This window comes from Leifsonella bigeumensis, assembly GCF_039537265.1.
GTDB lineage: Bacteria > Actinomycetota > Actinomycetes > Actinomycetales > Microbacteriaceae > Terrimesophilobacter > Terrimesophilobacter bigeumensis.
This window is the reverse complement of record NZ_BAABAE010000001.1, coordinates 120,298-132,219: the sequence shown is the minus strand read 5'-3', so window position 1 is coordinate 132,219 and position 11,922 is coordinate 120,298. Positions and strand designations below refer to the sequence as shown.

Annotated in this window: 13 protein-coding genes; 6 read left to right on the top strand and 7 right to left on the bottom strand. The window is 68.8% G+C overall.

Going from position 1 to position 11,922, the window contains the following annotated elements:
- Positions 1-11 precede the first annotated feature (11 nt).
- From crcB to ABD678_RS00675, 5 genes are read right to left on the bottom strand one after another with little or no spacing between them, the layout of a single operon-like run.
- Complete coding sequence (gene crcB, locus ABD678_RS00695; RefSeq protein WP_344752703.1) at positions 12-386, bottom strand: fluoride efflux transporter CrcB; 375 nt, start codon at positions 384-386, stop codon at positions 12-14.
- Positions 383-802 (bottom strand): fluoride efflux transporter FluC, encoded by a 420-nt coding sequence (locus tag ABD678_RS00690; RefSeq protein ID WP_344752701.1) that lies wholly within the window; start codon positions 800-802, stop codon positions 383-385. The genes crcB and ABD678_RS00690 overlap by 4 nt, the downstream gene beginning before the upstream one ends.
- Before the next feature lies 1 nt (position 803).
- Positions 804-2,840, bottom strand: a complete 2,037-nt coding sequence (locus tag ABD678_RS00685; RefSeq protein ID WP_344752699.1) for an APC family permease — start codon at positions 2,838-2,840, stop codon at positions 804-806.
- 36 nt (positions 2,841-2,876) lie between these two features.
- Entirely contained in the window at positions 2,877-3,485 is a 609-nt protein-coding gene (locus tag ABD678_RS00680) for a PadR family transcriptional regulator (protein WP_344752697.1), read from the bottom strand.
- Positions 3,482-4,297 carry a DUF4097 family beta strand repeat-containing protein gene (locus tag ABD678_RS00675; protein WP_344752695.1) on the bottom strand — a complete coding sequence of 272 codons (816 nt, stop codon included), beginning with the start codon at positions 4,295-4,297 and terminating at the stop codon, positions 3,482-3,484. The genes ABD678_RS00680 and ABD678_RS00675 overlap by 4 nt, the downstream gene beginning before the upstream one ends.
- Before the next feature lie 109 nt (positions 4,298-4,406).
- Here ABD678_RS00675 and ABD678_RS00670 point away from each other — a divergent pair, with 109 nt between their 5' ends.
- The 3 genes from ABD678_RS00670 (at position 4,407) to ABD678_RS00660 (ending at position 7,542) form a co-directional block, all read left to right on the top strand.
- On the top strand, positions 4,407-5,576 hold the full coding sequence (locus ABD678_RS00670) for a M20/M25/M40 family metallo-hydrolase (protein WP_344752693.1): 1,170 nt from the start codon (positions 4,407-4,409) through the stop codon (positions 5,574-5,576).
- Positions 5,577-5,656: 80 nt separating this feature from the next.
- Positions 5,657-6,415, top strand: a complete 759-nt coding sequence (locus ABD678_RS00665; RefSeq protein ID WP_344752691.1) for a MerR family transcriptional regulator — start codon at positions 5,657-5,659, stop codon at positions 6,413-6,415.
- Positions 6,416-6,567: 152 nt separating this feature from the next.
- The gene (locus ABD678_RS00660) at positions 6,568-7,542 is read left to right on the top strand and encodes a DMT family transporter (RefSeq protein WP_344752689.1); all 975 of its coding nucleotides are present in this window, start codon (positions 6,568-6,570) and stop codon (positions 7,540-7,542) included.
- Here ABD678_RS00660 and yczE read toward each other — a convergent pair.
- Positions 7,502-8,122 carry a membrane protein YczE gene (yczE, locus tag ABD678_RS00655; RefSeq protein WP_425561934.1) on the bottom strand — a complete coding sequence of 207 codons (621 nt, stop codon included), beginning with the start codon at positions 8,120-8,122 and terminating at the stop codon, positions 7,502-7,504. The genes ABD678_RS00660 and yczE overlap by 41 nt on opposite strands.
- 79 nt (positions 8,123-8,201) lie before the next feature.
- Here yczE and yczR point away from each other — a divergent pair, with 79 nt between their 5' ends.
- Positions 8,202-9,632: a MocR-like transcription factor YczR gene (gene yczR / locus ABD678_RS00650; protein WP_344752685.1), complete on the top strand. Its 1,431-nt coding sequence runs from the start codon at positions 8,202-8,204 to the stop codon at positions 9,630-9,632.
- A gap of 36 nt (positions 9,633-9,668) precedes the next feature.
- On the opposite strand, the gene ABD678_RS00645 is transcribed toward yczR, so the two are convergent.
- Entirely contained in the window at positions 9,669-10,208 is a 540-nt protein-coding gene (locus ABD678_RS00645; RefSeq protein WP_344752683.1) for a TetR/AcrR family transcriptional regulator, read from the bottom strand.
- Positions 10,209-10,272: 64 nt separating this feature from the next.
- On the opposite strand from ABD678_RS00645, the gene ABD678_RS00640 reads away from it, so the two are divergent.
- Together ABD678_RS00640 and ABD678_RS00635 are read left to right on the top strand one after the other, a co-directional pair.
- Positions 10,273-11,142, top strand: coding sequence for an alpha/beta fold hydrolase (locus ABD678_RS00640; protein WP_344752681.1), 870 nt, complete (start codon positions 10,273-10,275; stop codon positions 11,140-11,142).
- A 51-nt stretch (positions 11,143-11,193) separates the two neighbouring features.
- Positions 11,194-11,868 carry a hemerythrin domain-containing protein gene (locus ABD678_RS00635; protein WP_344752679.1) on the top strand — a complete coding sequence of 225 codons (675 nt, stop codon included), beginning with the start codon at positions 11,194-11,196 and terminating at the stop codon, positions 11,866-11,868.
- The last annotated feature ends 54 nt before the right edge of the window (positions 11,869-11,922 follow it).

Sequence of the window (11,922 nt, the reverse complement as noted above, 5' to 3'; positions counted from 1 at the left end):
AGAGCGCGGGGTCAGGAGGCGAGCAGGTAGCCGAGCGCGCAGGCGCCGAGCCCGAGGACCAGGTTCGCAGCGACACTGAGCGCGGCGGCGCGCCAGCGGTCGGCGGCGACGAGCTGGATCGTCTCGACGCTGAAGGTGCTGAAGGTCGTGATGCCGCCACACAGTCCGGTCAGCAGGATGAGCTGCAGGTCGGCGGACACAGCGTCGTGCTGCGCCATCCCGAGCACTATTCCGCCGATGGCAGAGCCGACCACGTTGACGACGAGCACGGCCCAGGGGAAGTGTTCGGCATCCGACACCCGGGCGAACCCCAGTGACAGGAGGTACCGGATGACTGCGCCGAGTCCGCCCGCGCCGATCGTCACGAGGGCGAGTGCGACGGTCATTCGTCGACCCAGTCGATCGGCGAGACGCCCGAACCGCGCTCACGGAAGGCGCGCCTCGGTCGTCCCAGCCGCAACCCCAGCGCGGCGGCGCCGAATCCGAGAACCAGGGAGAGCACGAGGTACCCGGCAGCGAGCCACCAGGCACCGGCGTGCGCCTGCGCGACGAGTGAGACCGCGATCGCGGAGAACGTGGTGAAAGACCCGAGAAGTCCGGCCCCGAGTCCGGCCCTCAGCCATGCGGCGGCATGCGGCCACACTTGCGCAACGAGCAGGCCGAGTACGAACGCGCCGACCACGTTGACGAGGAGCGTGCCGAGCGGCAAGCCATCGGCCGCGTTCGGCAGCGCGAGGTCGACGAGCAGCCTGAGCCCCGTCCCGACGAATCCGCCCACGAGTACGGCGAGCAATTCCCTCACATTAATTCCGGTTCCGGCCGCTGACCTTCGCCGGTGGCAGCGGCTTGCGGATGACCGCCCGCCGTACCGGCTCACCACGGCGCTCCTGCCCGGGCAGGGGCCGACCGGCGCGCGCGTAGAGCACCTTCGAGGAGTCGAGCAGCCAGGGCACGAGCGCAATCGTAACCCCATGGCACAGCATGAGCTTGTGTCGGATGCGGCGGGCCTTGTGGTTGTGCAGCAGGTTCTCCCACCAGTGCCCGACGATGAACTGCGGCATGTAGACGGTGACGACTTCTGACCCGTGGGTCTCGCGCCGCTTCTTGATGTACTTGATGAGCGGGAAGCTGATGTCCCGATACGGCGACTGGATGACGCGCAGCGGCACCTGGATCTTCATCTGCTTCCACTGCGCCTTCAGATGGGCGGTCTGGTCGTCGTCGATCGAGCAGTGCACGGCTTCGAGGCTCTCGTGCCGGGCGGCGATGGCGTAGTCGAGGGCTTTGAGCGTCGGCTTCTGCAACCTGCCGACGAGCACGATCGCGTGGTCACCATTCGAGCCGAACATCGTCGTGTCGTCGACGGTGAGGTCGTGCTCGACGTTCCGGTAGTAGCGGTTCACGCCGAGCATGAGCAGGAACAGCACCGGCATGATCGCGAACACGAGCCAGGCGCCGTGGGTGAACTTGGTGACGGTCACGACGATGAGCACGGTGCCGGTGAGCAGCGCGCCGAACGAGTTGATCGACAGGCTCCGGATGATCTGGCCGCGATTCTTCGCCCCCTCCCGCAGGGTTCGCAGCCAGTGCCGCACCATGCCCGACTGCCCGAGGGTGAACGAGACGAACACCCCGATGATGTAGAGCTGGATGAGGGCGCTGAGGTTCGCCTGGTAGACGACGAGCAGGATGGCGGCGGCGAGCGCGAGCACGAGCACGCCGTTCGAGTACACCAGCCGGTCACCGCGCGTCGAGAGAGATTTCGGGGCGTAGCCGTCACGGGCGAGCACAGAGCCGAGCAGCGGGAATCCGTTGAACGCCGTATTGGCGGCGAGCAGCAGCACAGCCGCGGTCGCTCCCTGCAGCACGAAGAACAGGATCTGGTTGTCCCCACCGAACACGGCGGCGGCGATCTGCGCCATGACGCTGCGTTGCGGCTGGGTGTCGCAGTCGTCGAAGCCGACGAGGTTGCAGGGGTTCTCCGCGTAGTGCACCCCGCTTGCCAGCGCGAGGGTCGTCACGCCCGCGAACAGCACGATGGCGATGCCGCCCATGAGCACGAGGGTGCGCTGGGCGTTCCTGATCTTCGGGATGCGGAAGGCGGGCACCCCGTTCGCGACGGCCTCGACGCCGGTGAGGGCGCTGCATCCGCTCGCGAACGCCCGCAGGAGCAGCAGCACGATGCCGACCTGGGTGAACTCCTCCGCCTTAACCGCGTACTGGGCGGATGCCGCGATCGGGGTGTCCCCGAGCGCCATGCGCACGACACCGACGATGATCATGAGCAGGACGCTTCCGATGAACAGGTAGGTGGGCAGGGCGAACGCCTTGCTCGACTCCCGGACTCCGCGCAGGTTGACCGCGGCGAGCAGGATGATGAATCCGACGGCCATCTCGACGCGCCAGGTGTTCAGAACGGGGAACGCGGAGATGATGTTGTCGACACCGCTCGCCACCGACACCGCCACGGTGAGGATGTAGTCGACGAGCAGGGCGCTCGCCACGACGAGACCGGCCCTCTCGCCGAGGTTCTTGTGGGCCACCTCGAAGTCGCCCCCTCCGGAGGGGTAGGCCTTGATGAGTTGTCGGTAGGAGGCGACGACGGTCACGAGGACGACGATGACGGCGGCGGCGACCCACGGCGCGAGGGTGAGGAAGCTCAGGCCGCCGAGCGTGAGGATGAGCAGAAGCTCCTGGGGGCCGTATGCCACGGAGGAGAGCGCGTCGCTGGCGAAGATCGGGAGCGCCAGATGCTTCGGAAGGAGTTGTCCCTCGAGCTTGTCGGAGGGCAACGGCTCACCGATCAGCCACCGCTTGGGCGAGCGGACTTCGTCAGTCACGAGGAGCGAGACTACACCCGTTGCGGGCGGATGTACTCAGTCCAGGTGGAACAGCGCCGAACGCACCTCGTCGAGCCGGGACTTGAGCCCGGACACCGTCTCCGGCGTGAGCTCACCCCGCGCCGCCATGCTCCGCAGATCTGAGCGCACCTCGTGCCGGAAGTCGTTGAGCACGATCTCCGCCTCGCGCAGGTGGGTGCTCACCGTCTCCCGTACGTCGTTGCGCACGGTGCGCCCGGCCGACCTCGCCTCGGTGCGCGCCTCGCGCGCCGCCGCGGCGAGGTCGGCCCGCAGGCTCTTCATCGCCTGGTTGACGCTCGAGCGCACCTCGTCGGCGAGCCGGCGCACCGAGTCGGTGAGGTCGCTCTCGATCTCGTCGAGCTCGTGCTGCCGGGCGGCGAGCTCGGCGCGACCGGCATCCGTGATCGCGTACACGGTCTTCCGCCCATCCGGAACCTTGCTCACGAGGCCCTCCTCCTCGAGCTTGGCGAGGCGGGGGTAGATGGTGCCGGCGCTCGGGGTGTAGGTGCCGCCGAAGCGCTCCTCGAGCGCGAGGATGAGCTCGTAGCCGTGCATGGGTTCGTCGGCGAGCAGGCTCAGCAGGTAGAGCCTCAGGTGCCCGTGCGCGAAGACCGGCGGGGTCATCGGCCGCCGCCTCCCGCGGAGCCGGAGTGCAGCACGGCGACGTCGCCGGAGACCGTCGTGGCCGAGAACTCGAGCCAGCGGCCATGGAGCTCACCGTACTTGCCGGTGTACTGGCCCCGGATGCCGGTGATCTCCGAGTCGTCGAGCTGCAGCTTTCCCGACACCGTGTTGATCCGGTACTGGGCGGGGACTCCGGCTTCGAGCCGGACGGTGACGTCGCCGGAGACCGTCTTGACGCTCGCCTCATCGGGCGTGCCCGTGACATCCAGGAACACGTCGCCCGAGACGCTGTTGGAGCTGAACTTCATGATCTCGCCGCTGGCCGTCACGTCGCCGGAGACCGACTTCGAGGTGATGTTGCCGTAGTGGTTGCGCACCGAGATCTCACCGCTCACCGAGCCGAGGTCGAGGTCGCCGTACACGTTGTCGACGACGATGTCGCCGCTCACCGTGCTGATCCTCGCGTCTTCGGTGAGGCCGCTCACGAGGCCGTTGGCCGAGACGACACCGAACTTGAGGGCGACGTCCCGCGGAACCATGATGCTGACATCCGCCTTCGCGTTGCCCTTGAAGGAGGAGAACACGTCGAGGAAGTTGTCCCAGCTGAGCTGCGGATGGTCGATTTCGAGCGTGTCGCCGTCGATCGAGACCTTGAGGGGTTTGCGGCTGACCGAGTGCACCTCGACGCGGGCGCCGGGTTCGTCGTGGCCGACGATGTCGACCTGCCCTCCGATGAGCGCGACCTTGAGGTTGCGCACCATATCGATGTCGATGATCTTCTCGCCGTCGATGAGCCACTTCTCGGTTGCCATCCGACTCTCCTCCCGTGAAACTCGCGCTATATCGCGTTTACTGGGATCAAGATATATCGTGTTTGCGGCGAGCGCAAGTCCTGTCGCCGAATCCGGCTAGATTCGGAGGATGAGCGAGCATCCGGCCGACCTGGATCCCATCGAACTCGCGCGCGACCTCATCCGCATCGACTCGGTGAACTCCGACCTCGTGGCGGGCGCGGCCGGCGAAACGGCGATCGCCGGATGGTGTGCGGACTGGCTGGGCGCGCGCGGCTTCGAGGTGCACTGGCTCGGCACCGCGCAGCACCCGACCGTCGTGGGGATCGCGCGGGGCACCGGTGGTGGCCGCTCGCTCATGCTCAACGGCCACCTCGACACGGTCGGCGTTGCAAGCTACGACGGCGACCCCTTTGCGGCGGAGGTGCGCGACGGCAGACTCTTCGGTCGCGGCGCCTTCGACATGAAGACCGGGGTCGCGGCGATCCTGGTCGCCGCAGCCAGAGCGAGCGGGGCCGGCAGCGGGGCCGGCGCAGCCCTTGCCGGCGACGTCATCGTCACCCTCGTCGCCGACGAGGAGTTCGGCAGTCGCGGCACCGAGGACGCGCTCGCCGCCTTCGCCGCCGATGCCGCGATCGTCACCGAACCGAGCGAACTGAACCTCGTGCTTGCCCACCGCGGGTTCGCCTGGTTCGAGGTCGAGCTCAGCGGGCTTGCTGCACACGGGTCCATGCCGCACCAGGGGGTGGATGCGATCGCCCACGCCGGCCTCGTGCTGCGGGCGATCGACGAGCTGCGGGCGCGCCTCGAGTCTCGGCCACCGCATCCGCTTCTCGGCCACGGCGCCGTGCGCGTCTCGATGATCTCGGGCGGCACGGATGCGGCGACCGTCGCCGACTCCTGCACGCTCACGCTCGAGCGGCGAACCCTGCCCGGCGAGACCCCGGATGCCGTCGAGGCCGAGCTGCGCGCCATCCTCGACGGGCTCGCGGCCGGCACCCCCGACTTTCGGTACGAGCTGCGTCGCCTCGTCGCCCGGGGCGCATTCGAGGCGGACCCGGACTGGCCGATCGTGCGCGCGGTGATCGCGAGCGCGAAGCAGGTGTTCGGCGCTCCGCCCGCGACCCGCGGCGAACCGTTCTGGACCGACGCGGGCCTCATCCTCGAAGCAGGCATCCCGTGCCTGCTGGTCGGCGTCGACGGGGGCGGCGCGCACGCCGACACGGAGTGGGCGACCACGGCATCGGTCGAGCAGCTCACCGACCTGCTTGAGGGGACCATCCGCACCTTCTGCGCCTGAGAACCAGCCGTCGATGCCTACTTGACATTGACGCAGCGTCAACCTCTACCGTGGTATTTCAGCACGGAAGGAGGCAGATCATGGACTGGTCGATCCAGGACATCGCGCGACTGTCGGGAACGACGAGCCGCACACTGCGGCACTACGACGACATCGGGTTGCTGAAGCCCAGTCGCGTCGGCGGCAACGGTTACCGCTACTACGACGACGGGGCCCTGGCGCGACTGCAGCGCATCCTGCTGCTGCGCGAGCTCGGCCTCGGCCTGCCCGCGATTTCCGACGTGCTCGAGGGCCAGACGCGCAATGCGGATGCCCTGCTCACCCACCTGCACTGGCTGCAGAAGGAGAAGGAACGGCTCGACCGTCAGATCGGCGCCGTCGAGACCACGATCAGAAAACTGGAAGGAGGTGAACAACTCATGGCAGAGGAGATGTTCGACGGCTTCGACCACACCCAATACAAGGATGAGGTCGAGGAGCGTTGGGGCAAGGATGCCTACGCTAAGAGCGACGCCTGGTGGCGCTCGCAGACCGCGGAGCAGAAGGCCGGCTGGAAGGCCGTCATGCAGAAGCTCGGCGAGGACTGGATCGCGGCGGCGAAGGCCGGAATCGACCCGGACAGTGACGAGGCGCAGGCGCTCGCGCAACGGCAGTTCGACTGGTTGCGCGGCATCCCGGGCACACCGGGCGGCGGCACGACGGGCCCCACGAAGGACTACTTCACGGGCCTCGGCGACATGTACGTCACCGACCCGCGGTTCGCCGCGAACTATGGCGGCCAGGCCGGCGCCGAGTTCGTGCGGGATGCGATGGCGGTCTACGCCGAGCGCAACCTGTAGCTACTCCGTCCCAAATGAAGGCATCCGCTCGGATGTGGGGTCTGCATCGCCGGAACCTCGTGGCCCGCGGCCCGGATTGCCTTCATTTGGGACGGGGCCGGGCGGCACCAGGGCGTGGCGGAGCGGGGCTGGGAATATGCGACGATGAGCAGGTGCGCCACGTGCTCTTCGCCCTCATCGCGGCGATCCTGTTCGGCACGACCGGCACGGCGCAGGCTCTGGGCCCGGATGGCGCGGCCTCGCTCTCGGTCGGCTCCGCCCGCATCGTCATCGGCGGTGCGGCGCTCGCCCTCGTGGCCTGGGTGCTCTCGCGCAGGTCGTCAACGGCGCTGCGCGACCCCATGCCGGGCAGCCCGACCTCCGACATGCTCAGCCTGCACATCCCGAACCTCCCCGAACCCGACCCGCAGTCGTCGCCTGTGGAGAAGCGCCGGCGCGCCTGGCCCGTGGTCGCCATCGGTGCGGCGGCGATCGTCGCCTATCAGCCGGCGTTCTTCCTCGGCACGAGCATCAACGGGGTCGCGATCGGCACGGTCGTCGCGATCGGCTCCGGCCCCATCATCACGGGAGCGCTCGAGTGGGCGCTCTTCCGCCGGTTCCCCGGCTTCGCCTGGCTTGCGGCGACCGTCATCGCGGTCGTCGGCATCGTGTTGCTCTCCGGGGCCGGCGAGGCGGGCTCGGCGGATGCGACGGGCCTTCTGCTCTCGCTGGCCGCCGGCGCCTGCTACGCGATCTACGCACTGTCGGCCAAGCAGCTCTTGATCGACGGGTGGACGCCGACGGGCTCCGTCGCTCTCATCTTCGGCTGGTCGGCGGTCGGCGCGCTGCCGTTCCTGCTCCTGACCGATCTGAGCTGGCTGGCGACCCTCGACGGCGTGGTCATGGCGCTCTGGCTGGGGCTCGTGACGATCACGGTCGCGTCACTGTTCCTCGCGAACGGGCTCAAAGCGCTCAGCGCTTCGACGGTCGCGACGCTCGGCCTCGGCGAGCCGTTCACAGCGACGTTGCTCGGGGTCCTCGTGCTGCACGAGGTTCTGAGTGGTCGAGCTCTCGTGGGCCTCGCACTCGTCGTGTTCGGCCTCGTGCTCATCGGCTCTCTGCGGGCGAGGCGGCCGGTTCCGGCGTAGTCGGGGCGTCCGGCACCCGCAGGATCGGCATGGTGATGTGCACGAGCGGGCCGACGAGGAGTGCGAAGGCGAGCGTTCCGAAGCCGACGTTGCCGCCGAGGATCCAGCCGATCACGAGTACGACGATCTCGATCGAGGTGCGGACGATCCAGATGCGCACGCCGTACTTCTTGTTGATACCGGTCATGAGCCCGTCTCTCGGGCCAGGCCCGAACCGCGCGCCGATGTAGAGGCCGGTCGCGATGGCGAGCAGCAGAAGGCCGCCCACGAAGAGGAGAATGCGCATCCAGATGTTGTCCTGCAGCGGGATGAGCCAGAGCCCGACTTCGGCGCTCGGCCCGATGAGGAGGGCGTTCAGAACGGTGCCGATCCCGAGTCGTTGGCGCAGGGGGATCCACAGCAGCAGCACGACGACGCCGACGATGTTGGTGACGAGGCCGAACGGGATGCCGGTGCGCAGTGAGATGCCCTGGGCGAGCACGTCCCACGGCGAGATGCCGATAGCGGCACGGATCATCATGGCGATCGCGATGCCGTAGAGGAAGAGGCCCAGCAGCAGCTGAACCCATCGTCTGGTCATCACGAATACCGGGGTCATGAAAGTATCCAATATCTAAAGTGGCCTTATATCAAGAGGCCAATTTCACTACAGTGGCCTTATGGCCTCCGTCTCGGCACGCGCCCTCGCCGCGCTTCTCGCGGACTGGCGCGCGGCATCCGCCGGACCCGCCTACACGGTGCTGGCCGACCGCATCCGGTTGCTCATCCTCGACGGGCGCATCGCCTACGGTACCCGGATGCCGGCCGAACGCGAACTCGCCGCCCAGCTCGGGATGAGCCGCACGACGATCACCGCGGCCTACGCCGAGTTGCGCGACGGAGGCTACCTCGACAGCCAGCGCGGTTCGGGCAGTTCTGCGAGGATCCCGCAGAGCAGCACGATCCCCGCTGAAACCGCCATCGCCGGTTACCTGGACTTCACCAAGGCGACCTCGCCCGCGAGCAGTGGGCTCGCCGCTGCGGCCGTCCTCGCCGCGGAAGACTACCCCGCCTATCTCGGCGGCAGCGGTTTCGACCTGGTCGGGCTGCCTGTACTGCGCACCGCGCTCGCCGCGCGCTTCACATCGCGCGGGCTGCCGACCGAACCGGAACAGCTCATGGTCACGGTCGGCGCCCAGCATGCGATCGCCCTTCTCGCCCGCACCTTCCTCGGGCGCGGTTCGAACGCGATCGTCGAATCACCGAGCTACCCGCATGCGTTCGAGGCACTGCGGCTCACCGGGGCACGCCTCGCGACCGTCAACGTCACGACGGATGACGGCTGGGACGTCGCCGCCCTCGGCGACCAGTTCCGGCGCTCGCACCCGGCCTTCGCCTACCTCATGCCCGACTTCCACAACCCGACGGGACGAACGATGGATGCCGAGCTGCGCGAGCGCGTCGTGGCGCTCGCCGAGGTGGCCGGCTGCGCACTCGTCGCGGACGAGACGACGGCCGAGCTCGACATCGATGGACCGGCGCCCGGTGCCAAGCGGCCGCTCCCGATCGCCGCTTTCGGGCCGGCCATCACGGTCGGCTCCCTCGCCAAGACCGTGTGGGGCGGCCTGCGGATCGGCTGGATCCGTGCCGAGCGGGACACCATCCAGCGCCTCGTGCGGGCGCGCCCGGCGGGAGATCTCGGCACACCCATCCTCGACCAGCTCGTGGCCGCCCATATCCTCGCGGATTTCGATGCGGTTCTCGCCCAGCGACGGGACCAGTTGCGCGCCGGTCGGGATCATCTCGTCACCGCCCTGCGCGAACGATTCCCCGAGTGGCGGGTTCCGGATGTCGCGGGCGGCCTGGCCGTGTGGGCGGGCCTGGGTGCACCGGTCAGCTCGCAGCTCGCACTCGCCGCGCGCGCGAATGGACTGCTCATCGCGGCGGGGCCGCGGTTCGGCGTGGATGGGGCATTCGAGCGCTTCCTGCGCATCCCGTTCAGCTACTCGGCGGAGGAGACCGATCGTGCGCTCGACGCGCTCGCGGTCGCCTGGGCCTCCCTGGGGCAGGGGCTCCCCTCGGAGTCGGGGTATCTCGCGGAGGTCGTCTGAGGGCCCTCCTCAGGGAAGGGATCTGGGGCCGGCGAGCTACTCCGCGCGAAGCGCAGCGGCGACGGCGGTCTCGACGATGTCCCGGACCGGCGCCTGCGGGTCGACCGTGATCCGGTGCAGCAGCAGCCCGTCGCAGGTCGCCATGAGCATGGCCGTGTGCGCCGCGGCCGCCTCGCCGCCGATGCGGCGCAGGATGCCGCCCAGCCAGGCCGCGAGGCGCTCCCGGCCCGCGCGCAGCGGAAGGGCGGCATCCTCGTCGGCCTCCAGGAACAGGGCGTAGCGGGCTCTCGTTCGCGCCGCGAGCGGCCCGGATTGCACCTCGATCATACGGATCAGGGCATCGCGGAGCTGCTCGGCATTCGCGATCTCGGGAAGCCCGGAGTCGGATCGGTCCTGGTCGGTGAGCCAGTCGATGACGCCGGCGAGGAGCGCGGCGCGGGTGCGGTAGTGGTTCGATGTCGACCCGGGGGGGAGGCCGGCTGCAGCATCCACTCGACCATGGGTCAGAGAGCGCACGCCCTCGGTGCCGACGAGGCTCACCGCGGCCTCGAGTGCCCGAAGACGGGTGCTGGTCATGCTGGAAGCCTACGCAACTATATTTCTAGTGACAATCTACTATGAACGTAGTAGCGTATGGTCCATGACAGAGGCCGTCGACATCCGATCCCGGACGATCACCGCCAATGGGCTGCGCGTGAACGTGACCGAAACGGGCGAAGGCGCCCCCGTGCTCTTCCTGCACGGGTTTCCGCAGAGCTCGCGCGCCTGGGCGCCGGTGATGGCCTCCCTCGCGGAGCGGCATCACGCGATCGCCCCGGACCTGCGCGGCGCTGGGGAGACGGATGCCCCTCCCGGCGGATACGACTCCTCGACCGTTCAGGCCGACGTGCTCGCGCTGCTCGACGAGCTGGGGCTGAACCAGGTCGACCTCGTCGCCCACGACTGGGGCGCCCTCGTCGGGTTCGACCTGTGCCTGAACCATCCGGAGCGCATCCGCCGTTACGTCGCGATCGCGGTCCCCGCCCCGTACATCCGGATGTCGCGGGCCCTCATGGCGGGAATGCTCAAGGCGATGCCGCACCTCTGGTTCCAGTATGTGGTCGCGACACCGGGGCTCGGGCCCGCACTGCTCTCGCGGGGGCGACAACGACTGGCCCACTGGCTTCTGCGCGCCTTCGAGGCGCGGCCGATGAACGATGACGATGTCGCGGCGTACGTGTCGGCGCTCCGCGATCCCGCGCGCGCGAAGGCGGCGTCCAGGTTGTACCGGAAGCTCATCCTTCCCGGCTTCATGAAGATCATGGGAGGGGCGTACCGCGGGCGGGTCCTGCACACCCCGACGCTCGTGCTCTTCGGCGCGGATGACGCCCTGCTGCCGAAGGATGCTCTCGCCATCAGCCCGGACGACGCGCCGCACACGCGCGTGGAGTTCGTGCCCGGCGGCGCGCACTTCATCGTGGACGACAATCCGGACGAGGTCGCCCGTCGCATCCGGGCGTTCCTCGAGTAGACGGTCCCGCCCGCCGCCCCGACCACCACCACACTGACAACGAGGAATGCCATGAGTCCTGTCGACGCCGACGGCGCCGGATGCGCCACGGACGACCTGCTCATCGTCCACCGTCTGCTGCGCACGCTTTTCGGGAAGGCTCCCGGCCTCGTCGAGTCCTGCGGCAGCGATCGCCGCCAGACGCGGATCGACGAGCACCTGGACGAGATCACCGGTGCCCTTCACCGCCACCATCACGGCGAGGACATCACGCTGTGGGACCGCTTGACCGAGCGCCGCCCGGCGTGCGCTCTGCACGTGGAGCTCATGCGCTCCCAGCACGCCGACATCTCCGACCTCCTGGACGAGGTCGACGCGGCCAGGGCGGCGTGGCGCGCCGATCGCCTCGGAGGCGGAGCGGCTCTGTTGGTCGCCCTCGACCGGCTGAACCTGGCGTTGAACGCCCACCTCGCTGACGAGGAGCGATTCGTCCCCGAGGCCGCCGGCGCGCTGCTCACGCAGGCGGAGTGGGACGAGATGCGTGACCACGGCATCGCGACCATGCCGCGCGATCGCCTGCTCATCCAGCTCGGCTACCTGATGCGGGAGATGGATTCGGATGAGGAACGCGAGCGATTCTGGCGCGGGGTGCCGGTGATGGCGCGAGCGCTGTACCGGTTGTTCGGGGCCCGTCAGCTCAGCAGGGAGCTGGCCGAGCTTTACGGATCCGCCGACCCGGCCAGGTGATGCAGCGGATGCGCGGCGGGCCGACGTCGCGCACCAGGAGTGGTTACTCCCTCC

Bases quoted from the DNA above. Each gene is read 5' to 3' on its own strand.
- crcB (WP_344752703.1), bottom strand. From the start codon at position 386: ATGACCGTCGCACTCGCCCTCGTGACGATCGGCGCGGGCGGACTCGGC.
- ABD678_RS00680 (WP_344752697.1), bottom strand. From the start codon at position 3,485: ATGACCCCGCCGGTCTTCGCGCACGGGCACCTGAGGCTCTACCTGCTG.
- ABD678_RS00675 (WP_344752695.1), bottom strand. From the start codon at position 4,297: ATGGCAACCGAGAAGTGGCTCATCGACGGCGAGAAGATCATCGACATC.
- ABD678_RS00670 (WP_344752693.1), top strand. From the start codon at position 4,407: ATGAGCGAGCATCCGGCCGACCTGGATCCCATCGAACTCGCGCGCGAC.
- ABD678_RS00665 (WP_344752691.1), top strand. From the start codon at position 5,657: ATGGACTGGTCGATCCAGGACATCGCGCGACTGTCGGGAACGACGAGC.
- yczE (WP_425561934.1), bottom strand. From the start codon at position 8,122: ATGACCAGACGATGGGTTCAGCTGCTGCTGGGCCTCTTCCTCTACGGC.
- yczR (WP_344752685.1), top strand. From the start codon at position 8,202: ATGGCCTCCGTCTCGGCACGCGCCCTCGCCGCGCTTCTCGCGGACTGG.
- ABD678_RS00645 (WP_344752683.1), bottom strand. From the start codon at position 10,208: ATGACCAGCACCCGTCTTCGGGCACTCGAGGCCGCGGTGAGCCTCGTC.
- ABD678_RS00640 (WP_344752681.1), top strand. From the start codon at position 10,273: ATGACAGAGGCCGTCGACATCCGATCCCGGACGATCACCGCCAATGGG.
- ABD678_RS00635 (WP_344752679.1), top strand. From the start codon at position 11,194: ATGAGTCCTGTCGACGCCGACGGCGCCGGATGCGCCACGGACGACCTG.